This window comes from Pseudorhodoferax soli (assembly GCF_003337555.1).
GTDB lineage: Bacteria > Pseudomonadota > Gammaproteobacteria > Burkholderiales > Burkholderiaceae_C > Pseudorhodoferax > Pseudorhodoferax soli.
On the sequence record NZ_QPJK01000002.1, the window covers coordinates 94743 to 121629 of the forward strand.

Here is a 26887-nt window from a genome sequence, read left to right on the forward strand (position 1 = left end):
GACGTTGTGGTCACACAACGTCATGCTTTTCAAACACAATGAGAATAATTATCATCCGCGCGCCTTGTGCCGCCGGTGACCGGCGGCCCGTTTCCTAGCCCGCCATCCGCTCCTTTGCGCCCCTCCGGGGCCGATCTGCGCCAGCCAGCCAGGCCATCCCTGCAGATCCAACGGAGCATCCATGTCCTACATCATCAGCCGCAAGCACCCGCGTGCGGGCAGCGCCGCGGCCGCGACCCTGGTCGCCATTGCCGCACTGCCGGTCGCCGCCCAGACCACCTCCGGCACCTTGCGCGAAGTCCAGGTCCAGTCCACCGCCGAAAGCGAATACAAGGCCGAGCGCGCCTCTTCGCCGAAGCTCACACAGCCACTGGTGGACACGCCGCAGACCATCACCGTCATCAAGAAGGAAGTGCTGCGCGACCAGGCCGCCACCACGCTGACCGATGCGCTGCGCAACACGCCCGGCATCACCATGCAGATGGGCGAGAACGGCAACACCGCCACCGGCGACGCGGTCTACCTGCGCGGCTTCGATGCACAGGGCAGCATCTTCGTGGACGGCATCCGCGACGTGGGCACCATCACGCGCGACATGTTCAACATCGAGCAGGTCGAGGTCGTCAAGGGCCCGGCCGGCACCGACATCGGCCGCGGCTCGCCCAACGGCTACATCAACCTGCAGAGCAAGCTGCCGTTCGCCGAGAACGATGCCAATGCCACCGTGAGCCTGGGCAGCGGCAACCACAAGCGCAGCACGCTGGATTTGAACCGCAAGCTCAACGAAGCCGGCACGGCCGCGTTCCGCCTGAACCTGATGGCGCAGGACAGCGGCGTGGTCGACCGCGACGAGGTCAAGAACAAGGGCTGGGGCTTCGCGCCCTCGCTGGCCCTGGGCCTGGGCACGCCGACGCGGACCTACTTCTCCTACCTGCACATGAACCGGCGCAACCGGCCGGACGGTGGTTTCGTGACGACGCGGCTGCCCGGCTGGTCGGCATCGGCGCCACGTGGGGCCACCAGCTTCCCCATGGTGGACGAGAGCAACTTCTACGGCTGGTCCTCCGACCACGACGACGTCGATTCCGACATGTTCACAGCGCGCATCGAGCACGACCTCGCGCCGGGCGTGACGGTGCGCAACATCACGCGTTGGGGCCGGACCAAACAGGACCTGGTGCTGACTGCGCCCTTCTCCAATGGCTTTGCACCGGGCACGAACGCAGCGGACCCCGCGTCCTGGATGATTCGCGTGCTGCCGCAGGGCAAGCTGCAGCGCAACGAAATCCTGGCCAACCAGACCAACATCACGGCAGACCTCCAGCTCGGCGGGCTGGACCACAGCTTCAGCGGCGGCGTGGAACTGGCACGCGAGAAGCAGAACAACGGCACCCTGGCGGCCAACATCAACGCCAGCAACGGTGTGCTGATTCCCGCCAGCACCAACCCGACCACGGGTGTCGTCACGCCAGCCAGCTACCAGGCCTTCGCCAACCTGTACACGCCGAACATGGGCCGGCCCTTGGTCCCGGTGACACCGAACGGCGCCAGCACCAGCGGCGAAGTGACGACCACCGCCGCCTACCTGTTCGACACCATCAAGCTCAACCCGGCCTGGCAAGTCAGCGCCGGCGTGCGCTGGGAACACTACCGCACCGAGTTCCTGAGCCTGCCCGCCACGGGCACGAGCACGGCAGCCACCAACCTGTCGGATTCCGACAGCTTGTTCACCGGCAAGCTCGGCGTGGTCTACAAGCCGGCCCCCAACGGCAGCATCTACGCGGCCTATGCCACGTCGGCGCGGCCGCCGGGCAGCGACTTCGCGCTGAACAGCACGGCGGGCAACAGCAACAGCCCGAACATGGACCCGCAGAAGGCCCGCACCGCCGAACTCGGCACCAAGTGGGACGTGCTGGACAAGCGCCTCGCACTGACCGCGGCCCTGTTCCGCACCGACAACACCAACGAAGTCGGCACGCCCGACCCCGTGACCGGCGCGGTCGACCAGTACGGCAAGACCCGTGTGCAGGGCGTGGAGCTCAGCGCCATCGGCCAGATCACACCGGCCTGGCAATTGATCGCCGGGCTGGCCAACACCAGCGCCAAGGTGATCGAGGGCTCGCGCGCGGCCACGACGACGGGCGCCGCCGTGCGCTACTCGCCCAAGCTGACCGCCACGCTGTGGAGCACCTACAAGCTGCCCATCGGCCTGACGGTGGGCGGCGGCGTGCGCTATGTGGACACGCAGGCCCGTTCGACCAACACGGCCGCCGTGGCCTTCGTGCCGGAGATCCCAAGCTATACCGTGCTGGACGCCATGCTGGGCTACGAGGTCAACAAGAACTTCTCGCTGCAACTCAACGTGTTCAACCTGACCGACAAATTCTACATCGCGCGCATCAACAACGCCGGCAACCGCGCCAGCGTCGGCACGCCGCGTTCGGCGGTCATGACGGCCACGCTGAAGTTCTGAAAGGCCGAAGCAGGCGGTGTGGCCGCACGTTGCCGGGGATGCTGTACGACGGTTGCGATACTGGCGGCATGCCAGCAGCTCCACCGCCCGTCCCCGCCGTCGACCGGCTGCCCGCCGGCCTGGCCACACTGGCCGACCATGAGGCCCATGCCCGCACGCGGCTGGACGACAATGCCTGGGCCTACTTCAGTGGCGGCGCGGGCGACGAGATCACGTTGCGCGCCAACCGGGCGGCCTGGGATGCGCTGCAGCTGCACCCCCGCGTGCTGCGTCCGCTGCAAGGCGGGAACACGCGGGTGGAATTGCTGGGCCGCCAGTTGGCCCACCCCATCCTCGTGGCCCCGGTGGCATTCCAGCGCATGGCGCACGCCGACGGCGAACTGGCCACGGCCCACGCGGCGTCTGCGCTGGGTGCCGGGCTGGTGCTGAGCACCCAGGCCAGCACGCCGCTCGAAGCCATTGCCGCAGCCATTGCGCACGAGCCAGGCCGCGGCCCGCTGTGGTTCCAGCTCTACCTGCAGCACGACCGCGGCTTCACGCGCGCGCTGGTGCAACGGGCGGAGCAGGCCGGCTACGAGGCGCTGGTGCTGACGGTGGACGCGCCCACCAGCGGCGCGCGCGACCGCGAGCGCCGGGCCGGCTTCCAGGTGCCGCCCCATGCCGCGGCCGTGCACTTGGCGGCTTTATCGCCCCCGCCGCCGGTCATGCTGGCACCGGGCCAGAGCGCGTTGTTCGACGCGCTGCTGCAACACGCCCCCACCTGGGACGACGTGCATTGGCTGCAGTCCATCAGCCGGCTGCCCGTGCTGCTCAAGGGCGTCACCCATGCCCAGGATGCGCGCCAGGCCGCTGCGCTGCAGGTGGCCGGGCTCATCGTCTCCAACCACGGCGGCCGCACGCTGGACACGGTGCCGCCGACGGCCGTGCTGCTGCCGCCCATCGTGGACGCCGTCGGCAGCACCCTGCCCGTGCTGGTGGACGGCGGCATCCGCCGCGGCACCGACATCCTGAAGGCCATGGCGCTGGGCGCGCGCGCGGTGCTGGTCGGACGCCCCGTGGTGTGGGGCCTGGCCAACGCCGGCGCCGTCGGCGTGGCCCATGTGCTGCGCCTGTTGCGCGACGAACTGGAGATCGCCATGGCCTTGTGCGGCTGCGCCAACCTGGCCGATTGCAGCCCGCAAATGCTCTGGCGTGCGGCCCCCTGAGCTCCTCAAATCCCCACACCGCACCCGCCTTCGCGCCAATAAGTTGCACGAATGCGATGAATTCGTATTTATAATCGCGGGCAACTCACCAGCCAGCCACCAACCCGCCTTCACCGCCATGATCGTCTGTGTGTGCAACCGGATCTCCGACCGCGAAATCGTCCGCCATGTGCGGGCCGGTCTGAGCTTCGACGACATCCAGCTCGAACTTGGCGTGGCCACGCAATGCGGCCGTTGTGAAGGGTGCGCCCGCGAAGTCGTCGACCAGTGCAGCCGCATGCACCCCGTCGCGGCCTTGCACAGCGCCGTCGGGCCCGATGACCGCGGTCTCGATGCCCCGGTTCCCAAGCTCGCCAGCAGCATCACGGAAGGCGTTGCATGGAACTGTTCTCTCTCGGCGGCAGCCTGATCCTGGTCGTTGGTTCGGCCTGGTGGATCTTCCGCAGATAGGCCCGGTCCGCCACACTCCGCTTCGCGCGCTCTTCCACCAGGCACCGCTCCGGCGCCTGCTTCGGCATTTGTCTTTTCCACCATGGCTTCCAGCACCTACCCCGAACGCAGTGGCCTGAGCCGCAACACGGTCATCGTCGGCAGCGTGATCGCCTTCCACGCTGCAGCCCTGTGGGCTTTGCAAAGCGGCCTGCTGGTCCGCGCAGTCGAGGTGATCGTGCCGGTCGAGATCCTGTCGCAGTTCATCGAGCCGCCCAAACCCACGCCGCCGTCCCCGCCACCGCCGGCCCCGCCGACGCCGCCCAAGGTGCAAAAGCCCGTGGTCAAGCCCAAGGCACCGACGCTGCCGCCCCCGCCGCAGCCCCAGGCGATCCAGGACCCGACGCCCGCACCGGCCGCCCCCACCGGCGTGGTCGCGCCGCCGGCGCCGCTGCCGCCCATCGAGCAACCCGTCGCCCCGGCGCCCGAACCACCGCCGCCCGCACCGCCGGCACCGCCCAAGATCCAGCTCCCGTCCAGCGACGCCAGTTACCTGCAGAACCCGAGCCCGGTCTATCCGGCCATCAGCCGGCGCCTGGGCGAACAGGGCAAGGTGCTGGTGCGCGTGCTGATCGGTACCAACGGCCAGCCGGAACGCGCCGAGATCAAGCGCTCCAGCGGCTTCGAGCGGCTGGACCGTTCGGCGATGGAGTACGTCCTGAAGTGCCGCTATGTGCCGGGCAAGGTCAATGGCGTGGTGCAGGCCATGTGGTACGAAGCGCCAGTCAACTACGTCCTCGAATAACTTTTTCTTCTTCTTTCTTTCTGGAGTAACGCATGGAATCCCATTTCGGCCTGGCCAACGTCTGGCAGCAAGGCGACATCGTCACCAAGGGTGTGGCCATCATGCTGCTCGTCATGTCGCTGGCCTCGTGGATCGTGATCCTGATCAAGACGCTGGACATCATCCGCTACAAGAAGATGGCCAATGCATCCGACGGCTTCTGGCACAGCGAAGATTTCGCCACCGGCATGGCCAAGCTGGGCAACGACCCGGGCAACCCCTTCCGCAGCCTGGCCGAGGAAGGCCGAGAAGCCACCGCCCACCACCGCAACACCAAGGCCCATCTGCACGACACGCTGGACGTGAGCGACTGGGTCACGCGCACACTGCGCAACAGCATCGACTCCACCACCGCCCGCATGCAGTCCGGCCTCGCGATCCTGGCCTCGGTCGGCTCCACGGCCCCGTTCGTGGGCCTGTTCGGCACGGTCTGGGGCATCTACCACGCGCTGCTGGCGATCGGCCTGTCGGGCCAGTCCACCATCGACAAGGTGGCAGGCCCCATCGGCGAGGCGCTGATCATGACGGCACTGGGCCTGGCGGTCGCCATTCCCGCCGTGCTGGGCTACAACGCCCTGGTGCGCGGCAACAAGTCGGTGCTGACCAAGCTCAACAGCTTCGCGCACGATTTGCACGCCTACTTCGTCACCGGTGCCCGCGTGGCCAGCGGCGGCACGGCCAACGTGGTGGCCATGAAGAAGGGAGCATGAGATGGCCTTCGGCACCCAGGACGACGCCGATGAGGTGATGAACGAGATCAACATGACGCCGCTGGTCGACGTCATGCTGGTGCTGCTCATCATCTTCATCATCACCATCCCGGTGATGAAGCACGCGGTGAACATCGACCTGCCCCGCGCCAGCAGCGAGCAGGAGGACGCCAAGCCGGAAACCATCCGCTTGTCCGTGGCCGCCGATGGCGGCTACTACTGGAACGAGAACCGCATCACCGACGAAGACCTGCTGCCCCGCCTGCAGGCCGAAGGCGCCAAGGAGCCGCAACCGGAACTGCACATCCGCGGTGACCGCGAGGTGCGCTACGAGCGTGTGGCTCAAGCCATGTCGTTCGCACGCCAGGCCGGCGTGCGCAAGATCGGTTTCATCACCGAGCCAAAGCCCTGAGCTGCAACCCTGAGGGCACAAGGGGCGAAAAAAACTTCGCCCCTTTTCTTGACTCACAACTGCGAATCGTTATCATTAACTACATCGCAAGTTGATCAAGGGACCGACACCATGCACGCAGCCACCCAACCCCTGATGTCCGGCAACGCCGCCGCACTCCAACGCTTCGCTGCTGCGGGCATGTCGCCGCTCAGCGCGGCAGACGCCCTCTCGGTCGACAGTTATGAACTGTTGCGCGGCCAGAAGGCCGTGGAGATCAAGCACAACGGCGCCATCTACCGGCTGCAGACCACCAAGCTCGGCAAGCTGATCCTGACCAAATGAGTTTCATCGTGGGGCGACTCCAAGACTGATCCTCAGTCTCCAAGGGTCGTTTTTGCCAGCCAGCGGGATTGCCCCGTCAGCCACGCATTTTTTCTCCACACCCATGAAAAAGCCGGCCCACAGGCCGGCTTTTGCTTTGGGCCAAGACGATTACAGGCCGATGGCGGCAATGCCGGCGCGGGCGATCTGCGCGTCTTCGGTCGACTTGACCCCGCTCACGCCGACGGCGCCAATGCAGTTGCCGTCCTTAAGGATCGGCACGCCGCCTTCCAGCAGGCCCTTGAGGTCGGGTGCGCTCAGGAAAGCCGTGCGGCCGCCGTTGACGATGTCCTCGTAGACCTTGCTTTCGCGGCGGCCGAGCGCGGCCGTGTTCGCCTTGGCCGGGGCGATGTGGGCCGACACGGCGGGCGCGCCGTCCAAGCGCTGCAGCCACAGCAGGTGGCCGCCGTCGTCGACGATGGCGATGGTCACGGCCCAGTTGTTCTTGAGCGCCTCGGCTTCCGCGGCGGCGGCGATCGCCTTCAGGTCGGACAGTTCGAGAAAGGACTTGGTTTTCATGGTGCTCTTTGCAAAGGAAAGACGGCGAGCATAAACAAAACCCGTCCCGCTTCTGGCCCGGCCGGCGCGTACAAATCCCTTTGCACAATAAGGGTGGACCCTGGAGTGGTATTGCAGCCTGCCACTTGATTCTCCCTAGAATTCCCGCAACTGCCGATCAAGGCAATGAGGAGCTATCGATGACCAATCAAGTACGCACTTACGACGCCGGTTACGGCGGTTTTGAAGTTTCCCAGGAGCAGCGCAACAAGGTGCTGCGCAACACCTACTGGCTGCTGGCACTGAGCCTGCTGCCCACGGTGCTGGGCGCATGGGTCGGCGTGTCCACCGGCATCACGGCCGCACTGAGCGGTGGCCTGGGGCTGATCGTGTTCCTGGGCGGCGCCTTCGGTTTCATGTTCGCGATCGAGAAGACCAAGAACTCGGCCGCCGGCGTGCCGGTCCTGCTGGGCTTCACCTTCTTCATGGGCCTGATGCTGTCGCGCATGATTGCCATGGTGCTGGGCTTCTCGAACGGCGCCGAGCTGGTCATGACGGCCTTCGGCGGCACGGCTGGCGTGTTCCTGGCCATGGCCAGCCTGGCCACGGTCATCAAGCGCGACCTGTCCTCCATGGGCAAGTGGCTGTTCGTCGGCGCCATCGTGCTGCTGGTCGGTGGCATCGTGAACGTGTTCGTGGGCTCCACGGCCGGCATGATGGCCTTGTCGGTTGCCGCCATCGGCATCTTCAGCGCGTTCATGCTCTATGACCTGAAGCGCATCATGGACGGCGGCGAGACCAACTACATCAGCGCCACGCTGGCCCTGTACCTGGACCTGTTCAACGTGTTCCAAAGCCTGCTGGCCCTGCTGGGCATCATGGGCGGCGAGCGCGACTGATCCTGGCACCCCTCTTGGAAAGGCCCTTCGGGGCCTTTTCCATTTGTGCGAAATGAACACTCAACGTCAGACGCACCCGTGCCGATAATGAACGCATCCCCTGTCCGAGGCCGCCCATGTCTGCACGTCTTCTCGCCATCCTGAGCGTCGCCTCGCTGCTGGCGGGCTGTGAAATCCCGGGTATCTACCCTGACCCCAAGGTGCTCGCACGCGAGGCCGACGCCAAGGCCACGGGCGGCGGCTGCCGCCATGCCAAGCGCGCTCTGGAAGACTGCTACACGCTCAATCCCAAGGCGCCGCGCTCGGCCGTCTTCGCCGGCTGGCGGGAGATGGACCAGTACATGCGCGAGAACAAGGTCGAGGGCGTGCCGGCCGTGATCCCCTCGCCCAAGGCGGAAACCACCGAGGAATCGGTGGCCAGCAGCCCGCCCGAGGGCAAGGCCGAGCGCCGCAGCGCGCGCGGCTCCTGACGCACCGCCCTAGCGCGGCACCAGTTCGAACTGCGCGATGCTCTCCACGTGCGCGGTGTGCGGGAACATGTTCACCGCGCCAGCTGCCACGCAGCGGTAGCCCGCCTTGTTGACCAGGATGCCCGCATCGCGTGCCAGCGTGGCGGGATTGCAGCTCACATACACGATGCGCTGGGGCGGCTGCCAGTCGGCGCGTTCAGGGCTCAGGCGCAGCTGTGCCAGGGCCTGGACCAGCGCATGCGCGCCTTCGCGCGGCGGATCGACCAGCCACTTCTGCGCCGTGCCATCGGCGACCAGTTGCTCTGGCGTCATCTCGAACAGGTTGCGCGCGGCAAAGCGCGTCGGCGCCAAGGGACCATGGATGCCGCGCGTGGCCGCGTTGCGCTGGTAGTTGTCGCGCGAGCGGGCCACGAGCGCCTCGCTGCCCTCGATGCCGAGCACCTCGTGGGCCCGTGTCGCCAAGGGCAGGCTGAAGTTGCCGAGGCCGCAAAACCAGTCGATCACGCGTTCGGTTGCCTGCACATCGAGCAGGCTCAAGGCACGGTGGACGAGCACGCGGTTGATGTGCGCGTTGACCTGCGTGAAGTCGGTGGGGCGGTAGGGCATCTCGATGCCGTATTCGGGCAGGCGGTAGCTGAGCTGCGGCCCGCCTTCGTCCAGCAGGTGCACGGTGTCCGGCCCCTTGGGCTGGAGCCACCATTGCACGCCGTGGGTGCTGGCGAACGCCCGCAGCTGCGCGAGGTCGCCCGCGCTGAGGGGCTCCATGTGGCGCAGGACCAGTGCGGTCACATCCGCACCCACCGCCAGTTCGATCTGCGGCAGCGTCTCGCGCGCGTCCATGGCGCCGATCAGGGCCCGCAAGGGCAGCAGCAAGGCGCTGACATGGGGCGGCAGCACGCGGCATTCGCGCATGTCGGCCACGTAGCGGCTCTTGCGCTCGTGGAAGCCGACGAGCACCTCGCCCTTCTTGCGCACATAGCGCACCGACAGGCGGCCGCGGTCGCGGTAGCCCCAGGCCGGGCCTTCGATCGGGCGCAGCACACGCTCGGGCCGCAGCCGGCCCAGATGCCACAGGTTGTCTTCCAGCACGCGCTGCTTGACGGCCACCTGCGCCGCCACATGCAGGTGCTGCATCTTGCAGCCGCCGCAGGCACCCGCGTGCAGACCGAAATGCGGGCAGGCAGGTTGCACGCGCTGGGCAGACTCGCGCAGCACCGCCGTCAGGCTGGCATGCTCGAAATGGCTCTTCTTGCGGTGCACGTTGGCCAACACGCGCTCGGTCGGCAAGGCCCCTTCGATGAACACGACCTTGCCGTCCGGACGCCGTGCCACGCCCTGCGCTTCGAGGTCGACCGCGTGCACTTCCAGCCAGGGCGGCGGCGGGCTCGCATCGCTTGCGGTGTCGTGGGAGGCGGCCAAATCAGGGAGAGAAACATCGGACATGGCCCGATTGTCTCAGGCCACCCCGCGCGGCCCGCACGCCGCTACAGCAGCGCGTCGCGGTCCACGCCGTTGCGCCCCAGGTGCTGCTTGAGCTTGCGCAGCGCCTCGTTCTGGATCTGGCGCACGCGCTCGCGCGTGAGGCTCAGGCGTTCGCTCAGCGTGTCCAGGGTTTCCGGTTCGCGGTCGTGCAGGCCAAAGCGGCCATCCAACACCTCGCGCTCACGCGCCGAGAGGGCGCCGATCCAGGTCTCCAGCAATTCTTCGACCTCATGAGAATGGGTGAGGCTGGAGGGGTCGGGCGCCTGGTCGTCGGTCAAGGTGTCGGCCAGGGTGCCGCTCTCCTCCGTGCGGTCCAGCGAGGCATCGAGCGAGCGCGGCGTCTCGGCCAGCGCCAGCAGGTCGGCGACCTCCTGCACGTCGCGGCCCAGCAGCGAGGCCACGTCGTCCACGCGCACGCCGTCGGGGCGCAGCGCCTGGAAGGCCGGATCGTTCTCGAGCGAGCGCCGCGCCCGCAGCACCTGCTGCAGTTCGCGCACCACGTGCACCGGCAGGCGGATCACGCGGCCCTGGTTCATCACGGCGCGTTCGACCGACTGGCGGATCCACCAGGTGGCGTACGTCGAGAAGCGAAAGCCGCGCTCGGGCTCGAACTTGTCGATGGCGTGCATGAGCCCGAGATTGCCCTCTTCGATCAGGTCGCTCATGGGCACACCGCGGCCCAGGTAGTTCTTGGCGATGCTGACGACCAGGCGCAGGTTGTGCTCGATCATGGCCTGGCGGGCTTCGAAGTCGCCGGCCCGCGCGCGTGTCGCGGTGTCGAACTCCTCCTGCGGTGTGAACAGCGCCGTGCGCCGCACGTCACGCAGGTACATGGTCAGGATGTCGCTGGATTCGCCGTCGAGCGGCACATCGTCCAGCAAGGCCGCCCGCTCGCTGGAGGGCGGCGCCTGCGGCTCGGAAGAAGGCGCCTTCAACGCATCCGGCTCGGGGACTGGGCTGGATGCGTTGCGCTTCTTCATGTCACGGGGCCGGGCGCGGTGGCAGGTACTTGAGCGGATCGACCGGCCGCCCCTGGCGCCGGATCTCGAAGTGCAGCTTGACGCGGTCGGCGTCGCTGTTGCCCATCTCGGCCACCTTCTGGCCCTTGCGCACGGTCTGGTCTTCCTTGACGAGCAGCGACTGGTTGTGGGCGTAGGCCGTCAGGTAAGTGTTGTTGTGCTTGAGGATGATGAGGTTGCCGTAGCCACGCAGGCCCGCACCGGCGTAGACCACCTTGCCGTCGGCCGCGGCCAGCACGGCATCGCCAGCCTTGCCGGCCAAGTCCACGCCCTTGTTCTTGGCCTCGTCGAAGCCGCCGATCAGACCGCCCGACGCCGGCCAGATGAAGGCCATGTCTTCACTACCGCCCATGGCGGCCACCGCCGGCGGAGCTGCAGCTGGTGGCGGCGTGGGCTCGGCGGCCGGTGCGGCAGCCGCACTCGCAGCAGGCCGCGGTGCGCTGGCCGACCCGGCCGGAGCCAGGGGTGTGGCCTGCGCGCTGCTGGACGGTGCCACGGGCCGCGTGACCACGCCGCTCTCCGCCACATGCGCGCCTGGCGGCACCACGCGGAAGACCTGGCCCACCTCGATCAGGTTCGGGTTCTCGATGCTGTTCCAGCGCACGATGTCGCGCCAGTTCTGGCCCGTGTCCAGGCCAATGCGGATCAGCGTGTCGCCAGGCTTGACCGTGTAGTAGCCCGGCTTGCCCGCATTCGGGTCCACCGGCTTGGCCGGCGTCTCTGCCGGCACCGCCGCGATCTGCTCACCCGAGCTGGTTCCACGGTTTTCCACCGGTGCACCCCGCACGGGCACATTGCGGCTCGCGCACGCACCCAGGGCCAACGCCACCATCAGCGCTACCACCCCGTGCCATCGCCGCCCTTCGCCCAACACCATGTACGCACTCCGTTTAAGCAACGCCGGATTTTAAAGGCACGAAATGCACCGCCTCGAGCAGCTGCTGGCGCAGCCCCTGGGCCGTGCGGTCGATCACCACCAATGCCTGCTGCCCACCCTGCCCCGCCACCGGCGCGACCAGGCGCGCGCCGACGGCCAACTGGTCCAGCCAGGCCTGGGGCACGGCCTCGCCGCCGGCCGCGGCGATGATGGCTGCGTAAGGTGCGCCCTTGGCGTAACCGGCCATGCCGTCGCCGAACAGCAGGTGCACATTGGGCAGCCGGAACGGGCGCAGGTTCTCACGCGCCTTCTCGTGCAGCCCGCGCAGGCGCTCGATGCTGTAGACCTCGCGCGCCAGCAGCGAGAGCACGGCCGCCTGGTAGCCGCAGCCCGTGCCGATCTCCAGCACGCGCGCAAGTTTGCCGTCGCGCGCGAGCTCTGCACCCAGCAGCAGTTCGCACATGCGCGCCACCACGTTGGGCTTGGAGATGGTCTGGTTCAGGCCGATCGGCAGGCTGGTGTCTTCGTACGCCTGGGCCACGAGCGCGCTGTCGATGAAGCGGTCGCGCTCGACCGTGCCCATGGCGGCCAACACCGCGGCCGACTGCACGCCGCTCGCCGCGAGCCGCCGCACCATGCGCTGGCGCATGGCGCTGAAATCGGCGCGGGCCGACACGGAAGCCGCCACTGGCGGCAAGGCTGCCCGTGGCCGTGCGGGCGCAGCCGCGGCAGGTGCCGGGCCGTTGTTCAGACGTGCGGGAAAGCTCGGGCGCGTACCCATCACGCCGCAGGACGCGATCCGCCCGACACGCCCGCAAGCAGATCCGTCCAGTGCGCCAGGCGCGGGTGGTCCGTCAGATCCACCTGCAAGGGTGTGATCGACACATGGCCCTGGGCCGTGGCGTGGAAATCCGTGCCATCGGCGCCGTCCTTGGCCGCGCCGGCGCCACCGATCCAGTACATGGTTTCGCCGCGCGGGCTGTCCATGGTGATCACGCGCTCAGCCGCATGACGCCGGCCGAGACGGCAGACCTTCGCCGGCTTGAGCTGTTCCAGCGGCAGGTTGGGAATGTTCACGTTGAGCAGCCAGGGCGCATCGCCCACGGCATGCCGCTGCATCAGTTGCAACACCAGCGCGCGGGCCGTGGCGCCGGCGGCGTCCAGGTGCTGCCAACCCTTCTCTGTCTGCGAGAACGCCACCGCCGGCACGCCGAACAGGTAGGCCTCCATGGCCGCGCCGACCGTGCCGGAATAGATGGTGTCGTCGCCCATGTTGGCGCCGTTGTTGATGCCCGAGACCACGAGATCAGGCCGGTAGCCGAGCAGTCCGGTCAGCGCGATGTGCATGCAGTCGGCCGGCGTGCCATTGACATAGCGGAAGCCGTTGGCCCCCTGGTGCACGTAGAGCGGCGCGTTCAGCGTCAAGGCATTGGACTTGGCGCTGTTGTTCTGTTCTGGGGCGATCACCTCGACCTCGGCGACGTCCTTCAACGCCTCGTACAGCGCGGCGACACCGGGCGCCTGGTAACCATCGTCGTTGCAGATCAGGATCTTCATGGGCATGGTTCGAAGTGCCGGCATTGTAGGGGCGCGATGCCCGGCGGCGCGGGCGTCGCCGGCGGGACAAAGCACCGCCCAGCCCGCCCGGGCAGCCACCTATCATGCGCCTCATCCGTCAAGGCTGTACCCAAGGAGACACGAGATGCAGGCATGGTTGTGTGAGAACCCAGTGGGCGTGGACGCATTGGTCTGGAAGGAATTGCCGACGCCGCAGCCCGGCCCCGGCCAGGTGCTGGTGCGCATCCACGCGGCCAGCCTGAACTTCCCCGATCTGCTGATCGTGCAGAACAAGTACCAGATGAAGCCCGACCTGCCCTTTGTGCCGGGCTCCGAGTTCGCCGGCGTGGTCGAGGCCGTGGGCGAAGGCGTGCGCAATGTGGCGGTGGGCCAGAACGTCGCCTGCCTGGCCGGCACCGGCGGCTTCGGCACCCATGCGCTGGCGCAGGCCGCCACCTGCATGCCGCTACCGGCTGGCTTTCCGCACGTGGACGCGGCGGCCTTCATCATGATCTACGCCACCTCGCACCATGCGCTGGTGGACCGCGCGCAACTGAAGGCCGGCGAGACCGTCCTGGTGCTCGGTGCGGCCGGCGGCGTGGGCACCTCGGCGATCCAGATCGCCAAGGCCATGGGCGCGCGCGTCATCGCCGCCGCATCCAGCGAAGAGAAGTGCGCGCTGTGCCGCTCCCTCGGCGCGGATGCGACCATCAACTACAGCGAACACAAGCCTTCGGGCAGCTTGCGTGACGAGATCAAGAAGCTCACCGACGGCAAGGGCCCCGACGTGATCTACGACCCGGTGGGCGGCGAGTTCGCCGAGCCGGCCTTCCGCTCGATCGCCTGGCGCGGCCGCTACCTGGTGATCGGCTTCGCCGCGGGCCCGATCCCCTCGCTGCCGCTGAACCTGGCACTGCTCAAGGGCGCGTCCATCGTGGGGGTGTTCTGGGGCGGCTTCTCGCGCCAGGAGCCCAAGGCCAGCGCGGCAGCACTGGCCGAGCTGGCGCAGTGGTACGCCGAGGGCAAGATCAAGCCCGTCATCGACAGCACCATGCCGATGTCCGAACTGAAGGCCGCCTATGCCCACATGGGCTCGCGCGGCGTCAAGGGCAAGCTGGTGCTCGTGAACCCGGGAGCCTGATCACCGTCCGGCTGTGCGAAGCTGCCAGCACCGCAGCTGCGGCGTGATCCGGTGGGCGCTCAGGACGGGCCCAGCCGGGCGCCGAAGGCCTCCGGCCGCAACGGCCGGTCGAACAGATAGCCCTGCGCGAAAGTGCACTGCAGGTGCTTCAGGCGCTGGGCGATCGCCTCGGTCTCCACGCCCTCGGCGAGCACCGACAGGCCCAGGCTCTGCGCCAGCGAGATGATGCCGCGCACGATGGCGGCGTTGTCCGGTTCGTCGATCAAGTCGCAGACGAAGGAGCGGTCGATCTTGATCTTGTCGAACTTGAAGCGGCGCAGGTAGGCCAGGCTGGAATAGCCGGTGCCGAAATCGTCCATCGAGAGCTTGGTGCCGAGTGCCTTGAGGCGACGCAGCGTGGCCATGACCGCGTCGCCGTCGTGCAGCAGCACCGTTTCGGTCAGCTCCAGTTCGAGCCGGTCGGGCGGGATGCCGGACGCCACGAGCGCATCCTCCACCTGCTGCAGCACGACACCGCGCTGGAACTGCCGCGCGGAGAGGTTCACGGCCATCATCAGTTCAGTGTGGCCTGCGTCGTGCCATTGCCGCAGCTGCAGCGCCGCAGTTTTGAGCACCCAGCCGCCCAGCGCCTCGATCAAGCCGCAGTCCTCGGCGATCGGGATGAACAGGCCGGGCGGCACGGCGCCGCGCTCGGGATCGTCCCAGCGGCACAGCGCCTCGGCGCCGACGATGCGGCCGCTGGCCAGGTGCACCAGCGGCTGGTACTCCAAGCGCAGCGCCTGGTTCTCGATCGCGCGGCGCAGCGAGGCCTCGATCTGCAGCCGGTCGATGGCCGCTTCGTTCATGAGCGCACTGGCGAACTGGTAGGCCGCCCGGCCCTTGCGCTTGGCTGCGAACATGGCGGCGTCGGCCCGGCCGAACAGCGTGTCGAAGTCGGTCCCGTCGCTGGGGAACATGGCGATGCCGGCAGAGACCGAGACGCTCACCGGCAGGTCGCTCAACACCACGGGCTGGCCCAGCAGGTCCATCAGCGCGCGCACCGCATGGGCAGCCTCGGTCGTGCTGTGCACGCCGGACAGCAGCACCATGAACTCGTCGCCGCTCAAGCGGCCGACCATGGTGCGCTCGCGCGCCTGGCCCAGCAGGCGCGCGCCGATCTCGCGCAGCAGTTGGTCGCCCACGCTGTGTCCCAACGAGTCGTTGAGCGTCTTGAAGTTGTCGACGTCGATGACGATCAAGGCCACGCGGTCGTTGCTGAGCTCGGCATGCTTGAGCGCCAGGCTGGCCTGCAACGTGGCCTGGGCGCGGTTGGGCAGCCCGGTGATCACGTCCTTGCTGGCGAGGTAGGCGATCTTCTCCTCGGCCGCCTTGCGCGAACTGAGGTCGGAGAAGGCCGCCACGTAGTGCGTGATCTCGTCCGTGCTGCGCTGGCGCAGCGCCGACAGGCTCAGCCATTGCGGGTACACCTCGCCATTGCGGCGCCGGTTCCAGATCTCGCCGCTCCAGCGGCCCTGCTCGGCCAGCACGGCCCACATCTGCGCGTAGAAGGCCTTGTCGTGCTGGCCGGAGGCCAGAACCCTGGGGTCGCGGCCCAACACCTCCTCGGCCTGGTAGCCCGTGATCTCGGAGAAGGCCGCGTTGACCATGATGATCCGGTTGTCCGCGTCGGTGATGATGATGCCGTCGGTGCTCTGCTCCAGCACGCGGCCGGCCAGCTCCAGCTTGGTGGCCGCGATGCGCTGGTCGGTCACGTCGCGCCGCACCACGAGCAGATGCAGGCGCTGCCCGCGCCGGCCGAAGGTCGGCACGCGGATCACGTCGTAATAGCGCAGGTTGCCGTGGCCGTCGTCGTTGGCTTCCTGCACATGCGAGAGGCGACCGGACTGCCAGGTCGCCTCTTCCGTGAGCGCACTGTGGTTCAGGTCGATGGCCGCCGGGCGGCTCGGTTCGACCACCTCCAGGCTGCTCGAACTGCGGCCCTCCTGCTCGGCCAGGCCCAGCACGGCGCGCGCAGTCGGGTTGGCAAGCAACCAGCGACCGTCGCCATCCTTGAGGTAGACCATGTCCGGCAAGTGGCGGAACACCGAGGTCAACAGCTTGTCACGGTCTCGCAGCAGCCTGTGCGACTCCGAATGGGCCGTGATGTCCAAGCCCAGGCACCAGCGCTGGCCGCCCTGCGCGGCCACGCCCTCGACCGAGGACCAGGCGATGCGCCGCTTGCCGTTGGCCTTGCTGGTCAGCGTCCATTCGAGCGCGCGGAAATGCGGGCCCTGCGTCAGGATGTCGGCCGTCTTGCGGGCCAGGTACAGGGGCTCGGGGTAGAGCAGCTGCAAGGCACCGGGATTGCCCACGATCTCGGCAGCGCTGTAGCCCGAGCAGCGCTCGCACTCGCGGTTCCAGTACAGAACGGGCAGCTCGGCGCCGAAGTCCACGCAGCACACCATGACGGGCAGGTGGTCGAACACCGCCACGAGCTCGGCCGGCATGCCTTGCACGCCTGGCGCTTCGGCGCCCTCGTCGAGGTAAAAGTGGTCCGCCGCCAACGCGCCTTCGATGGCATGTTCGTCCGACGGACTCCCGCTGCTGCTCAAGCTTGTTCTCCCATGTGCCGGCTCGGCCGCGGCCGGTTGACCGCAGGACAGGCGACGCAACGGCGCACACTAGCACATCCGCGCGAGCCGCAGGCCAAGTCGACCCCGTACTGTTGCAAAAAATGCGCAGCTGTGCGACGCCGATTGCGCGCGGAAAAAAAAATGCCTGACCTCGGAAGGTCAGGCATCTGGCCGGTCAGCCTGCATCACGCAAGCTTCACGGCAATTCGGTGGGGTGACTGATGGGGCTCGAACCCACGACAACCAGAATCACAATCTGGAGACACAACCCGCATGCCTACTAACTGCGCGCATGGTACATGGGAATAACTGCTCAATTCCTAGGCGCCTGTCCATGCGCCGTCCTGGCCCTTCAATCCCATGGCCAAGAGGCCCAGAGCCTAGTCCGCAGCGGGCCGCAACCAGTGCACCCAGAGGCCCCGCATCCACGCAAAGGCGTACAGCACCGACACCGCGAAGATCCCCCACTGCTCGGCCTTCCAACTGGCCCAGAACCAAAACGGCTGCCCGATGAGCCCGAAGATGCATGCCCACCGGCGCACGCGGTCGCGCCGCTCCTGTGAGCACCACGCCGCCAGAGCGCCGAGGATGGGGATCGCGATCTGGTCGATGGGCATGGATGGATTCTCAGTGTTCCATGCTGTCGCGCGGCAAGTTGACCACCGAGAAATGAAAAAACCCGGCCTCGCCGGGTCTTGGCTGTGAGCTGGTCGTTCAGGCTTGCTTGCGGCGGCGCAGCACGGCAACGCCCACTAGACCCAGGCCCAACAGCGCGAGCGAGCCGGGCTCAGGCACTTGAATGGCTTCACTGGTGATGACCAGGTTGAAGTTGACGTTAGTGGTCTGGAACTCTTGCGTGGTAAAGCCCATGCAACCCGTGCCGGCGCCCGCTGCAGCGCAAACTTCGGGATCAAGCGTCGCCAGATCCGGAGCGGCGAAGAAGCTCACGAAATACTGAAAGCCGTCGTAGACGAACTCTGCGTTCAGCGAGCCGGAGATCACGAAGATGTCATCACAAGGGACCGCACTCACGGCCGCACAAGTGCCTGCCTCGTTTGGCGTCTCGGAGAAGTTGATGGTGTAGGGAGCGGTGAAGCCTTGGAACGGCAGGCCGGAACCGGTCGGTCGCAGCTGCAGTTGGGCGTCGATCTGAGTTGACCGCAGAGAAACGCTGTTTCCCCCAATATTGCCGTTGTTGATGTGCGTGTAGGTGTTGGCCATCATCGACGCACCGTCGGTGGTCAAGACGCCACTGTTTGGAGTGTTCGAGATCCGCAGCGCGCTACGGTTCACGCCCACCGAGCCACCCGTCACGCCCCAGCTGATTTCCTGAGGGCCGGCCATGCCATCGCTCGTGGCGCGGCCGGGCGCATAGGTCGTCGCGCCGACATCGAAGGCGCTGTCCACCTGGAAGTCCCACTGCGTAACTTGAGCCGCCGAAGCAGCGGAGACAGCTGCGAACGCCGCTGCTGCGACGCCGAGCTTTGCAAACGAGAAAGACATTGAGTGCTCCTTGTGTGGACGCCCCCGAACTGGCGGCCTTTTAGCGCAAGCACAGTCAATGCCTATCGTCAAAAAGCAAATCGGATCAATCGCCTTTGTTTCATTTAAACGAGCAGATCCCTGAATTTGTTAAATGATTCGACATTTAAACAAACCTAATGTCCTACGACAGCGCACGGTTTCAGCCTACATACTCCGCAAATGAGCGAAAGCCGCTGATCAGATGTTTGGTTTATGTACGTAGGCTAATGATTACATTTGACCGAAAAATTACGATGTGAGCATGCAGGTACAAGTGCGGCTACGCCTGAGAGATGACGCACGAGGCCGCCGGCAGCAGCACCAGCAACACCACGGATACCACGCGGCCCAGTGCCACCCGCAGGCGGCGGCGGAAGCGGTCGCTCTTCATGACAACGGCGCCGGACCGGTTTCGAAGTCCCGCGCCTCGCCCTTGCGCTCACTGCGGATCAGCTCGATGCCACGCGCGCGCAACGCATCGCGCAGCGCCAGCCACTCGCGGCGCGGGATCTCCCCTTTGCCGCTGTCGTTCAGGAAGCCGCTGATAAATGCCTTGTTCCCGCCGAGCACTTGAACCTGGGCCACGCTGGCGAAGTCGCTGCGGGCTTCAAAGCTGTCTCCGGGCAGGTAGCGCCGGGCCGTCATGGACGTGATCTCAAGGTGCCACGTCATCGCGGCCATGCCTCCACCAGGCCGGCGCGCTTGGCGCGCTCGCATCCGTACGCCTTGATCCACTCGACCGACCAGACCGCCAGCTGCTGTGCGGTGGCACCCTCGGCCAGGTCAGCCGGCGTCGGGCACGGCATCGTCAGCACCACAGGCGGCGGGTCGATCTTCGCGGGCACAGCGCGCGGCGTCGTTGAGCAGGCGGACAGCATCAGCAGGCACAGGACAGGCAGCCATCGGTTGGGTGACACGTTCGATCTCCTTGACGGTCTTGGTGATGAAGCGGTCCCTGTAGACCGTCTGAACGACGACGCGCTCTTCCACTGTGGCGGCCCTGCCCCGGTTGGACTCGCGCTGCAGCTCGGTCGCCCGCTCGCCGGCCAGTTGGTACTCGGCCAGGGCTTGGCGGGCCTGCGCGGTCTGCGTGCGCTGGTGCAGCAGCAGGCCGGCCAGCACCAGGGCGGCGATGCCGAGCGCGGCGATCGCCGGGTTTCGGATGTCGGCCATCAATCCCTCCAGATCTCGCGGAGTGAGCCGTACAGGTAGGTGCCCAGCAGGCCGGTCGGCACGCCGATCGCCAGCAGTGCGGCCACCAGGAGGGCCAGGGCGAACATAGCGGGAGCCTTGACCAGCAGCACCAGGGTGAGCAGGACACGCCATGCCAGCCGGCGCGCCGGCGTGGTGGCGCGGCGGTCGGCGAAGTGGCCGACCCGCTGACCGAGCGCGGCCGTGGCCAGGTTCCACCAGATCCACAGTGGCGCGCGCGCGCGGCGGCCGAGCGCCACGAGCCAGGGCGGCGTCTTCATGGCGCCAGCAGGCCGGCCGAGAAATGGCCGTCCCTGCCCCACTCCGCGCACAGCTCGCGTGTGGTGTCGCGGCGATCGACCAGGCCTGGCAACTTCGCGCGCTGGCCGGCGACCGTGCCGTAGACCCATCGCGGCATCTGCGCGCAGGCACCGGTCAGGTCGCCGGCATTGGCCAGCCGCTGAATGGTTGTGCCGTCCAGGGCCGACGGCCCCAGGTTGAACACCATGTCGATGAACGACGCACGCACCCACGGGTTGTAGGCGTCCCAGTGCCGCAGCCTGGCCTTGGCCTGCTTCTCGGCATCGCGGTAGCGCGGAAACTCGAGGCGGTGGCAGTCCTCGCGCGTGTAGACGCGGCCAGCCACCACGTCGGGGCCGGTGATGCCGTTGCAGACCGTGAGCGGCTGACCTTTCCCGAGTCGGTCCACGTACGGCGTGCCGATGCGCCGGCCGCTGCTCTCGAAGTGCGAGCCCAGCTCCATGGCCAGCAGCACCTCGGGGCTGGGCTGCTGGCTGGCCACGTAGGCGGTGCCGCTGGCCAACGCCACGCTGGCGGCCAGGGCCAGCAGCCTGTTGCGCAGGCCGGCGTTCAATCGTCTTCTCCCAGCCCGCCGAAGTTCGTGACCGGGTTGCTGCCGTTGCGCAGGTACTCCATGCGCAGCTGGTGCAGCTGCTCCGCACGCGCATCGGCCTTCGCCCGCGCAATGGCGTCCTCGGCCCTTGCCTGGGCCTCCATCCGGTCTGCCTTGCGCCGGTAGTGCCAGTTGACCAGGAAGCCACCGACCGCGACGACCAGGCCGGCCCATGCCACCAAGTCGCTGGACATCGCCATGCCACCAAGCGACACGCCGGCGCCGGTGTATGTGGCCTTCGATGCGACCGTGGCCGCGGCCGCTTCTGCCTCCACGGTGCGCGGCAAAAGAAACGCCAGTGCCGCAGCGATGGCGGCCAACAACTTCTTCATGGGAGCCTTTCGGGCAAAAGAAAGCCGCCTCGTTGGGCGGCTGGAAGGGAACCTGCGTGATCTACTCGGAAGGCCAGGCCACGGCGGCCACGCTGGCCTCGGTCGCGTCTTCGGCGTAGATGGCAGCGCGCAGGGTGCGCGACACCTGGTGCAGATGGTCGGCGTGCTGCGCGAGCGCCACGAGCATGCCCACCATTTGCGAGGCATCCAGCGCCAGGACGGTGTTGTCCTGGCAAGTCCAGTCGATGCTGAACGGTGCGCCGATGGCCAGCGCGGCCTGAGCGGCCGACGTGGCACCAGTGATGCGCAGCGCACTCTCGGCGTCGCTGTCGACCACCTTGCCCATGTACGGGAACCCGGCAGTCTCCAGCCGGTTGCGCTCGGCCTTGATCTCGGCCCACTTCGCGTCCTGCGCCAGCGCCAGAGCCGACACGCCGGGCACCACCCAAGCGCGCATCTCGGCATCTCGCACGTGCCGGAAGCTGGGTGCAGGCCCCAGATCCAGCACCTCGCCGTCCAGGTACAGGCACTGCGCGGGATCGCACAGCGCCTCGACCTCGGCGACCGTGCCGCCCATCTGCGCATGCGGCTCACCGCCGCCCGACATGGCCAGCAGCACCAAGCCGCCATCGTGCTCAACCCAGTAGCTCATCGCTGCCCTCCCGACAAAGTGATCGAGGCCTGTACGCCCTGCGTGGTGCCGGTGCTGGAGATGACGCGCACCGAGTAGCCGTTCGAGCCGGACACGGGCGCGTCGTCGAACGCCGTGATCGGGATGGCCTGGCTGCTGTTGGAACTGCCGCCGTTGGACTGGCCAGCGGAAGACGAGCCGATCTGCGCACCATCGCGGTCCCGGTAGATGCCCAGGGTCAGGAACGCACCCGCCGCCTCCGAGATGAAGAACGAGACGTTCACCGTGGCGGTGATGTTCACGCCCGAGCTGCCTGCCGCCATGGGGATCGCCCGGGTCACGAGCACCGTGCCGGCCTGCGGGTTGTTGAAGGAGCCGCCACGAGCGTACAAACCGGAGGTGATCGATCCGCCCCGCAGGTTGATCGTGTCGACGGCATTGATGGCGTTGGCCGTCAGCGTGCCGCTGAAGGTGCCGTCCGACCCGTTCAGCTTGCAGTTCGTCTCCATCACGCCCGTGGCCATGTCGAACACGAAGTAGCGCCCGCTTGGACCGGACATCGCCAGGCCACCAGTGTGCATGTGCATGCTGTAGCCGTTGTTCGTCATGTAGATCTGGCGCGTGTCCAGATCGATCGTCATCTTGCCGTCGCTGGACACCAGCCGGCCATTGACGATCAGGCCCAGGTTCGGGTTGATCGCCGAGAGCGCGGTTGTGCGAATGCCCCGCTCGTCGATGATGGTCCCCTGCCCCGATGCCGAGTAGTCCGTCGGCACCGTCTGGTAGGGGCTGGCCACCGCCAGCATCGGGCGGGCCAACCAGGCGTAGCTGTTGGCCGGCGTCGAGCCTGGCAGCGTAGGGAACTTGCGGAAGAACAGCCGCATCGAGACCGCGTTGGCCGGCGCGGTGCCGAAGCCGAACACGCGCTGATAGCCTGACAGCGCTGCCCCGCCGCCCATACCAGTCGAGATGTTTGAAGCCACCTCGGCGATAGTCGCGCCGGCTGCATCGTAGAACCCCAGCAACAGCATGCACGCGCAACGGTGCGACGCGACGGGTGCCGAGAACTGGTAGCGCTTGCCGGCCTCGCACGGGATAACCTCAGTGACCCACTGCGCCACCAGGTTCTGGCCCTGGAACCAGTCGTTCGGCTGGTAGATGCAGAACGCATCTCCGCCGGCAGGCTTCCAATCGTTGCTCGGGTAGTTCAGGTGCCCACTGGTGTCGGCTCCGAGGTTGCCCTGGCTGAACAGCCACCCCAAGGTCGTCACGAGCGTGGAGTTTGGCAACAGGTTGGCGCTGACCGCCACCCGAACCGACAAGGCATCGACGGTCTCGCCCTTGAGGTGGCGGAACTCGATTTCGGTGGAGCGAATGTGCTCCGCGCGTAGCTGGTCCACACCGACCATGCGCGCCTGAATCGTGCCGTCGATGTACATATTGCCGGCGAAGCCGAACGACGGCGAGCCGTCGATGGTGCCAACCACCAACGGATACTTCACACCAGCGCCAGTCGGCAGCGCCCAGGCGAAGCGGTCGGAAAGCACGATGAAATCGGTTTGCTGACCGTCGTTGCCGAAGATCAGGCCGCCGACCTTCGGGCCGTTCGCACTGACCACCCGCACGCCCCACCGGTCCTCGTAGGCCGGCAGTTCGTCAAGCTGCTCCAGCACGTCGTCCAGTCCCTCTTGCAGCTGCGCGATGGCCTCGCTGATGTGCGGCAAGGTGGTCAGTTCCACGTAGCCCGGGGCGCCACGGTTGCCGCCGCGGTCAATGGCCGTGACCCAGAACAGGTAGGTGCCAGCCGTGGCCGGCGTGTGCACGTAGCCGATGGCGTCGGTCAGGGTCAGCACGGGAGCGTCCGCCAAGAGGGGCCCAACCCGCACTTCATAGCCCTGCAGCGGCTGCGTGGTGCGCGACGGCGTCCAGCGCAGTTCCACCTGGTCGATCCACACGTCGCCGGTGACGATCGGCTGCGCCGGTGGCAGGATGACCAGCCCGGTGCTCGCAGGCTCCGACGTGTCGCCCGCCGAGTTGACGTGCACGGCGTAGAACATCAGCGTGCCAGCTTGCAGCCAAGCCAGGTTGCAGGTGTTGGCCTTGCCTTCGAAGACGGGCGACGCAGTCGCCCACGACCCGCCAGCCAGCCCCATGCGGATTTGCGTGGACGCGTAGTCGATGGAGTCGACATCCTGCGGCGTGTTCCAGCGCAGCACCACCCCATTCGTCTCGACCGACGCGACCAGTCCGACCACGGCCCCCACCACCACGCTCGGGTCGGTGAAGATCGCCGAGGCGATCGTGCCCATGCGCCCCAACCCATCGAAGGGCCGGACCTCGACCGACCACGTCTGGTCGGATGGAACGCGCCAGTTCAAGCGCGTGCCGTAGACGTTGCTGTCGATCAGCACCAGGGGTTGGCCAGCCGGAGCCGCCCAGACCTGGGCATGGTCGTAGTTGCCGGTCACGTCCCAGGTGGCCGACAGCTCGTGCTCCCAGCCCGCACCGACCTTCACCCGGGCCCGCGTGATCCGGAGCGCGCTCGCGACCGGCAGGTTCGCCATGAGCGACGATCCGTTCGGCGCGGGCACGTAGTTGCCGTTGATGACGTAGTCCCAGAACTCGGGGCCTTCGGGCACGCAGGAGATGCGCGCGCCCTTCAGATCCGCCTCCGGCTCCATGCTGACCACGCGCACGCGGTAGCCTGGCGTGGGCTTGAAGTCGTAGCACCACAGCGTGTCGTGCGCCGGGTCGCCCTCGGTCGCGCCGGGCAGCGGCAGCCCAGCCGGCCACGGGTCCGCCAGCGTCACTTGGTCGGAAGCAGTAGCCAGCGTCTCGACCTGGAACACCCGATAGTCGCGGTAGCCGGGCAGGCGAACGCCGATGAAGGCCTGCGCCATCGGCGGCACCGTCTCGTCGAGCTGCAGCACCACCTTGCCGGCGACGGTCTGTGCCGACACCAGGCGACCGCCGTAGCCCCACTGCGTCAGGTCGTGGCTGATGGACAGCAGCGACAGCCGCCGGTAGTCGAGGTGCTCGATGTCGGCCGTGTAGCCGATCGTCTTGAACTGGTACAGGCTCTGCGCGAGGTGGTAGCGCGCCATGATGGCCGCGTGCGCCTCGCTGGTGACACCCTCGCCCGTGATGCGGGCCGGGTTGAGCATCGTGGTCACGCCAGGGGCGGCCACGCGCAGCGTCTGCGTTTCCCAGTTGCGGTCGCGATCCAGGTACTGGTATTCGATGCCGTCGGCGGCGTTGCTCAGGCTGTAGGAGACCTCGAAGGACGCCTTGAGCATGTTGGCCATGTTCGCCACGCCGGACAGCGGCTGCCCGCTGGAGACGAACACCGCCGTGGGCCGGCTGCCGTCCGTCCAGCTGAACTCGCCCATGCCGGCCAGCGCGACCTCCTGGCAGAACTGCCCCAGCGACATGGCATCGGTCACCCACCGGTCGTAGGTGTAGCCGTTGGCCGTGCAGTGGAGCATGAAGGCCTTCAAGCCCTCGATGTCGATCTGCGCGTCGGGCAGACCGAAGCCGAACTGCAGCTCGCCGTTGGCGTAGACGCCGCGCATGGTCTGCAGCAGGATGGCACCGGGGTTCGACAGACCGTTCTCGCGCGTCGTCGCCGTGGCCCAGGCCGAGCCGTTCCAGATGGGCATCGGCCGGGCGCGGTAGGTCGCGCGCACCGTGTCCAGGCTGCCGGAGATCTGGCCCGTGGCCTTGATCTTGATGCCGATCCGGCCCCAGTCGCTGTAGTCGGTGGTGTCGGTCTGGATGGTCCGCAGGACGTTCCAGCCGATCTTGCACTGGTCCTTTCCCTCTCCCTGGTTCCACGTCGGGGCACCCAGCCGCACGCGGACTTCGTACTGGCCCTGCGCGACCTGCAACGTGATGGTCCGGCGCAGCGCATCCGCTGACGCGTTGGTCAGCGTCTGCGCCGGCGCCGGCGTCCAGTCGGACACGCCGACGGGGCGGGTCTCGATGAAGAGCGGCACGCTGTTGGTCTGCGTCTGGCCCTTGCCGCCGATGTCGTACAGCTGGCCCTCGAAGTCGAACTGCAGCGCGATCGCGCCCGGCGAACTTGTACGCACGACCCAGGCACCGTCGTTCTCCAGCTCGGCGCCGGTGATCGTGTCGGCGTTGCTGTACAGCGGGATGTCCTGGTTGGCCATGCCAGGGAACCCGCTGTAGAACACGTTCACATCGGTGTATCCGCTGATCGGCGTGTCGCCGACGGCGAGTTCCGACGCGCTGTGCACGTTGACCCCGCCCAGCAGGATCAGGCTCAGGTACTGCTCATCCCCTTCGAACCAGGTGTAGGCATTGCTTGCAACATCAGGGGTGACGCGCATCTCGCCCCAAAGAGTCGGCGGCGGCTGGTAAGGGCGCGGACTGTTGCGCTGCCCGTTCAAGCTGTAGATGGCGCGGGCTGCGGCCGGGCTCGACGCACTGGGCACCTTGGGTGCCAGCACCTTGTTGATGAGCATGGAGCCAGCGATCATCACGCCCGCCTGAATGGCAGCGATCGACGTGGCCGCGCCAGCCGCGACGAAAGTGCCACCGGCTGCACCGTAGATGCCTGTGGCGATGCCGAGCGAGAAGTACGACAGCACCGCGATGGCGATGATGGCCACGACTTGCTTGCCGGCCGTGGCGCGGCAGGCGATGAGCATGCCGTGCTTGGGGAAGGTCCTGGCCCACATGGCCTGCGGCACGGTCGCCCCGGCGATGCTCACCGTCCAGGCGCCGGATCGGATGCCGGGCACATGGCGCTCGAGGAAGACCTCCAGCGTCTCCCCGGGCAGCAGGTTGGCCGGAACGTTGCGCTGCCCGTCCAGGGTGGCAAAGTTCGGCGTGATGACCAGGCGGCCGTTGGCGTCCAGCAGCTCGGCGGCCACGCCATCGACTGCGGCCAACTCGGCGCGATTCAGTTCCATCGAAAGTACCCCATGACCGTCAGGCCAATGCCCGCGAGGTCTTTGATCTTGTGGAGCGAACTACCGCCCTGCATCCATGCCGCGGTGTGCAGCACGTAGGGCGTGTGGTTCAGAAAGAAGTAGGTGCCGACGTGGCCGGCCATGGTCTTGCCGCCCTCGCGCATCAGCAGGACATCGCCGTCAAGCGGCGCGTCCACCTGGTGGGCCAGCTCGGCGCAGTACGCGGCAATGGCCGCGTCCTGCTCGACGTGGGCCAGCGGGCGCGGCCTCTTGCCAGCGAAGACCACCTCGCGACCGAACAGCTCGCGCTGCACGAGCATCACGAGGTCGGCGCAGTCCATCCTCCGAGGGCAATACGGGATGCCAAC

27 protein-coding genes are annotated in these 26887 nt (G+C 67.4%); 10 read left to right on the top strand and 17 right to left on the bottom strand.

Annotated features, from left to right (window positions below):
* Nucleotides 1–181 precede the first annotated feature (181 nt).
* From DES41_RS07040 to hemP, 7 genes are all read left to right on the top strand, one after another.
* Entirely contained in the window at nucleotides 182–2473 is a 2292-nt protein-coding gene (locus tag DES41_RS07040; protein WP_114466946.1) for a catecholate siderophore receptor Fiu, read from the top strand.
* Nucleotides 2474–2541: 68 nt separating this feature from the next.
* Nucleotides 2542–3678 (top strand): alpha-hydroxy acid oxidase, encoded by a 1137-nt coding sequence (locus DES41_RS07045; RefSeq protein WP_211332926.1) that lies wholly within the window; start codon nucleotides 2542–2544, stop codon nucleotides 3676–3678.
* 118 nt (nucleotides 3679–3796) lie between these two features.
* Nucleotides 3797–4087: a (2Fe-2S)-binding protein gene (locus DES41_RS07050; RefSeq protein ID WP_114466948.1), complete on the top strand. Its 291-nt coding sequence runs from the start codon at nucleotides 3797–3799 to the stop codon at nucleotides 4085–4087.
* A gap of 123 nt (nucleotides 4088–4210) precedes the next feature.
* A complete protein-coding gene (locus tag DES41_RS07055; protein WP_114466949.1) occupies nucleotides 4211–4912 on the top strand; it encodes an energy transducer TonB in 702 nt (233 codons plus the stop codon).
* Between the two features lie 32 nt (nucleotides 4913–4944).
* Nucleotides 4945–5661 carry a MotA/TolQ/ExbB proton channel family protein gene (locus DES41_RS07060; protein WP_114466950.1) on the top strand — a complete coding sequence of 239 codons (717 nt, stop codon included), beginning with the start codon at nucleotides 4945–4947 and terminating at the stop codon, nucleotides 5659–5661.
* Between the two features lies 1 nt (nucleotide 5662).
* A complete protein-coding gene (locus tag DES41_RS07065; RefSeq protein WP_114466951.1) occupies nucleotides 5663–6073 on the top strand; it encodes an ExbD/TolR family protein in 411 nt (136 codons plus the stop codon).
* A gap of 111 nt (nucleotides 6074–6184) precedes the next feature.
* The gene (gene hemP / locus DES41_RS07070) at nucleotides 6185–6397 is read left to right on the top strand and encodes a hemin uptake protein HemP (RefSeq protein ID WP_114466952.1); all 213 of its coding nucleotides are present in this window, start codon (nucleotides 6185–6187) and stop codon (nucleotides 6395–6397) included.
* A 150-nt stretch (nucleotides 6398–6547) separates the two neighbouring features.
* On the opposite strand, the gene DES41_RS07075 is transcribed toward hemP, so the two are convergent.
* Nucleotides 6548–6955, bottom strand: a complete 408-nt coding sequence (locus tag DES41_RS07075) for a GlcG/HbpS family heme-binding protein (RefSeq protein ID WP_056672721.1) — start codon at nucleotides 6953–6955, stop codon at nucleotides 6548–6550.
* A 179-nt stretch (nucleotides 6956–7134) separates the two neighbouring features.
* Here DES41_RS07075 and DES41_RS07080 point away from each other — a divergent pair, with 179 nt between their 5' ends.
* On the top strand, nucleotides 7135–7833 hold the full coding sequence (locus tag DES41_RS07080) for a Bax inhibitor-1/YccA family protein (protein ID WP_056672719.1): 699 nt from the start codon (nucleotides 7135–7137) through the stop codon (nucleotides 7831–7833).
* Between the two features lie 116 nt (nucleotides 7834–7949).
* Entirely contained in the window at nucleotides 7950–8303 is a 354-nt protein-coding gene (locus DES41_RS07085; protein WP_211332927.1) for a hypothetical protein, read from the top strand.
* 9 nt (nucleotides 8304–8312) lie between these two features.
* Here the strand turns inward: DES41_RS07085 and rlmD are convergent, their stop codons facing one another.
* From rlmD to surE, 5 genes are read right to left on the bottom strand one after another with little or no spacing between them, the layout of a single operon-like run.
* A complete protein-coding gene (rlmD, locus tag DES41_RS07090) occupies nucleotides 8313–9746 on the bottom strand; it encodes a 23S rRNA (uracil(1939)-C(5))-methyltransferase RlmD (RefSeq protein ID WP_114466953.1) in 1434 nt (477 codons plus the stop codon).
* Between the two features lie 41 nt (nucleotides 9747–9787).
* Complete coding sequence (gene rpoS, locus DES41_RS07095) at nucleotides 9788–10765, bottom strand: RNA polymerase sigma factor RpoS (RefSeq protein WP_114466954.1); 978 nt, start codon at nucleotides 10763–10765, stop codon at nucleotides 9788–9790.
* Between the two features lies 1 nt (nucleotide 10766).
* Entirely contained in the window at nucleotides 10767–11681 is a 915-nt protein-coding gene (locus tag DES41_RS07100) for a peptidoglycan DD-metalloendopeptidase family protein (RefSeq protein ID WP_114466955.1), read from the bottom strand.
* 13 nt (nucleotides 11682–11694) lie between these two features.
* The gene (locus tag DES41_RS07105) at nucleotides 11695–12462 is read right to left on the bottom strand and encodes a protein-L-isoaspartate(D-aspartate) O-methyltransferase (RefSeq protein WP_114466956.1); all 768 of its coding nucleotides are present in this window, start codon (nucleotides 12460–12462) and stop codon (nucleotides 11695–11697) included.
* A complete protein-coding gene (gene surE / locus DES41_RS07110; RefSeq protein ID WP_114467773.1) occupies nucleotides 12462–13238 on the bottom strand; it encodes a 5'/3'-nucleotidase SurE in 777 nt (258 codons plus the stop codon). Before surE ends, DES41_RS07105 begins: the two co-directional genes overlap by 1 nt.
* 145 nt (nucleotides 13239–13383) lie before the next feature.
* Between surE and DES41_RS07115 the strand changes: the two genes are divergently transcribed.
* Complete coding sequence (locus DES41_RS07115) at nucleotides 13384–14379, top strand: NADPH:quinone oxidoreductase family protein (RefSeq protein ID WP_114466957.1); 996 nt, start codon at nucleotides 13384–13386, stop codon at nucleotides 14377–14379.
* 59 nt (nucleotides 14380–14438) lie between these two features.
* On the opposite strand, the gene DES41_RS07120 is transcribed toward DES41_RS07115, so the two are convergent.
* The 11 genes from DES41_RS07120 to DES41_RS07170 form a co-directional block, all read right to left on the bottom strand.
* Complete coding sequence (locus DES41_RS07120) at nucleotides 14439–16970, bottom strand: bifunctional diguanylate cyclase/phosphodiesterase (protein WP_114466958.1); 2532 nt, start codon at nucleotides 16968–16970, stop codon at nucleotides 14439–14441.
* Between the two features lie 401 nt (nucleotides 16971–17371).
* Complete coding sequence (locus DES41_RS07125) at nucleotides 17372–17608, bottom strand: hypothetical protein (RefSeq protein WP_114466959.1); 237 nt, start codon at nucleotides 17606–17608, stop codon at nucleotides 17372–17374.
* Nucleotides 17609–17705: 97 nt separating this feature from the next.
* Nucleotides 17706–18494, bottom strand: a complete 789-nt coding sequence (locus DES41_RS07130; RefSeq protein ID WP_114466960.1) for a THxN family PEP-CTERM protein — start codon at nucleotides 18492–18494, stop codon at nucleotides 17706–17708.
* Between the two features lie 408 nt (nucleotides 18495–18902).
* The gene (locus DES41_RS07135) at nucleotides 18903–19196 is read right to left on the bottom strand and encodes a hypothetical protein (RefSeq protein WP_114466961.1); all 294 of its coding nucleotides are present in this window, start codon (nucleotides 19194–19196) and stop codon (nucleotides 18903–18905) included.
* 102 nt (nucleotides 19197–19298) lie between these two features.
* A complete protein-coding gene (locus tag DES41_RS07140; RefSeq protein WP_114466962.1) occupies nucleotides 19299–19688 on the bottom strand; it encodes a hypothetical protein in 390 nt (129 codons plus the stop codon).
* Nucleotides 19688–19987 carry a hypothetical protein gene (locus DES41_RS07145; protein ID WP_114466963.1) on the bottom strand — a complete coding sequence of 100 codons (300 nt, stop codon included), beginning with the start codon at nucleotides 19985–19987 and terminating at the stop codon, nucleotides 19688–19690. The genes DES41_RS07140 and DES41_RS07145 overlap by 1 nt, the downstream gene beginning before the upstream one ends.
* On the bottom strand, nucleotides 19984–20580 hold the full coding sequence (locus DES41_RS07150; protein WP_114466964.1) for a glycoside hydrolase family protein: 597 nt from the start codon (nucleotides 20578–20580) through the stop codon (nucleotides 19984–19986). Before DES41_RS07150 ends, DES41_RS07145 begins: the two co-directional genes overlap by 4 nt.
* The gene (locus DES41_RS38310) at nucleotides 20577–20951 is read right to left on the bottom strand and encodes a holin (protein WP_170168116.1); all 375 of its coding nucleotides are present in this window, start codon (nucleotides 20949–20951) and stop codon (nucleotides 20577–20579) included. Before DES41_RS38310 ends, DES41_RS07150 begins: the two co-directional genes overlap by 4 nt.
* Nucleotides 20952–21012: 61 nt before the next feature.
* On the bottom strand, nucleotides 21013–21603 hold the full coding sequence (locus DES41_RS07160) for a DUF4376 domain-containing protein (protein WP_114466966.1): 591 nt from the start codon (nucleotides 21601–21603) through the stop codon (nucleotides 21013–21015).
* A complete protein-coding gene (gene gpJ, locus DES41_RS07165) occupies nucleotides 21600–26519 on the bottom strand; it encodes a TipJ family phage tail tip protein (RefSeq protein ID WP_114466967.1) in 4920 nt (1639 codons plus the stop codon). Before gpJ ends, DES41_RS07160 begins: the two co-directional genes overlap by 4 nt.
* On the bottom strand, nucleotides 26510–26860 hold the full coding sequence (locus DES41_RS07170; RefSeq protein WP_114466968.1) for a hypothetical protein: 351 nt from the start codon (nucleotides 26858–26860) through the stop codon (nucleotides 26510–26512). Before DES41_RS07170 ends, gpJ begins: the two co-directional genes overlap by 10 nt.
* Nucleotides 26861–26887 lie beyond the last annotated feature (27 nt).

What these genes read in the sequence shown, in the direction of transcription:
- DES41_RS07170 (WP_114466968.1), bottom strand. Translation starts at nt 26,860, where the DNA reads ATGGACTGCGCCGACCTCGTGATGCTCGTGCAGCGCGAGCTGTTCGGT.
- DES41_RS07075 (WP_056672721.1), bottom strand. Translation starts at nt 6,955, where the DNA reads ATGAAAACCAAGTCCTTTCTCGAACTGTCCGACCTGAAGGCGATCGCC.
- DES41_RS07080 (WP_056672719.1), top strand. Translation starts at nt 7,135, where the DNA reads ATGACCAATCAAGTACGCACTTACGACGCCGGTTACGGCGGTTTTGAA.
- rpoS (WP_114466954.1), bottom strand. Translation starts at nt 10,765, where the DNA reads ATGAAGAAGCGCAACGCATCCAGCCCAGTCCCCGAGCCGGATGCGTTG.
- DES41_RS07050 (WP_114466948.1), top strand. Translation starts at nt 3,797, where the DNA reads ATGATCGTCTGTGTGTGCAACCGGATCTCCGACCGCGAAATCGTCCGC.
- DES41_RS07115 (WP_114466957.1), top strand. Translation starts at nt 13,384, where the DNA reads ATGCAGGCATGGTTGTGTGAGAACCCAGTGGGCGTGGACGCATTGGTC.
- DES41_RS07125 (WP_114466959.1), bottom strand. Translation starts at nt 17,608, where the DNA reads ATGCCCATCGACCAGATCGCGATCCCCATCCTCGGCGCTCTGGCGGCG.
- DES41_RS07145 (WP_114466963.1), bottom strand. Translation starts at nt 19,987, where the DNA reads ATGAAGACGCCGCCCTGGCTCGTGGCGCTCGGCCGCCGCGCGCGCGCG.
- DES41_RS07055 (WP_114466949.1), top strand. Translation starts at nt 4,211, where the DNA reads ATGGCTTCCAGCACCTACCCCGAACGCAGTGGCCTGAGCCGCAACACG.
- gpJ (WP_114466967.1), bottom strand. Translation starts at nt 26,519, where the DNA reads ATGGAACTGAATCGCGCCGAGTTGGCCGCAGTCGATGGCGTGGCCGCC.
- DES41_RS07085 (WP_211332927.1), top strand. Translation starts at nt 7,950, where the DNA reads ATGTCTGCACGTCTTCTCGCCATCCTGAGCGTCGCCTCGCTGCTGGCG.
- DES41_RS07160 (WP_114466966.1), bottom strand. Translation starts at nt 21,603, where the DNA reads ATGAGCTACTGGGTTGAGCACGATGGCGGCTTGGTGCTGCTGGCCATG.
- DES41_RS38310 (WP_170168116.1), bottom strand. Translation starts at nt 20,951, where the DNA reads ATGAAGAAGTTGTTGGCCGCCATCGCTGCGGCACTGGCGTTTCTTTTG.
- DES41_RS07135 (WP_114466961.1), bottom strand. Translation starts at nt 19,196, where the DNA reads ATGGCCGCGATGACGTGGCACCTTGAGATCACGTCCATGACGGCCCGG.
- DES41_RS07105 (WP_114466956.1), bottom strand. Translation starts at nt 12,462, where the DNA reads ATGGGTACGCGCCCGAGCTTTCCCGCACGTCTGAACAACGGCCCGGCA.
- DES41_RS07100 (WP_114466955.1), bottom strand. Translation starts at nt 11,681, where the DNA reads ATGGTGTTGGGCGAAGGGCGGCGATGGCACGGGGTGGTAGCGCTGATG.
- DES41_RS07140 (WP_114466962.1), bottom strand. Translation starts at nt 19,688, where the DNA reads ATGGCCGACATCCGAAACCCGGCGATCGCCGCGCTCGGCATCGCCGCC.
- DES41_RS07065 (WP_114466951.1), top strand. Translation starts at nt 5,663, where the DNA reads ATGGCCTTCGGCACCCAGGACGACGCCGATGAGGTGATGAACGAGATC.
- DES41_RS07040 (WP_114466946.1), top strand. Translation starts at nt 182, where the DNA reads ATGTCCTACATCATCAGCCGCAAGCACCCGCGTGCGGGCAGCGCCGCG.
- rlmD (WP_114466953.1), bottom strand. Translation starts at nt 9,746, where the DNA reads ATGTCCGATGTTTCTCTCCCTGATTTGGCCGCCTCCCACGACACCGCA.
- DES41_RS07130 (WP_114466960.1), bottom strand. Translation starts at nt 18,494, where the DNA reads ATGTCTTTCTCGTTTGCAAAGCTCGGCGTCGCAGCAGCGGCGTTCGCA.
- surE (WP_114467773.1), bottom strand. Translation starts at nt 13,238, where the DNA reads ATGAAGATCCTGATCTGCAACGACGATGGTTACCAGGCGCCCGGTGTC.
- DES41_RS07045 (WP_211332926.1), top strand. Translation starts at nt 2,542, where the DNA reads ATGCCAGCAGCTCCACCGCCCGTCCCCGCCGTCGACCGGCTGCCCGCC.
- DES41_RS07060 (WP_114466950.1), top strand. Translation starts at nt 4,945, where the DNA reads ATGGAATCCCATTTCGGCCTGGCCAACGTCTGGCAGCAAGGCGACATC.
- hemP (WP_114466952.1), top strand. Translation starts at nt 6,185, where the DNA reads ATGCACGCAGCCACCCAACCCCTGATGTCCGGCAACGCCGCCGCACTC.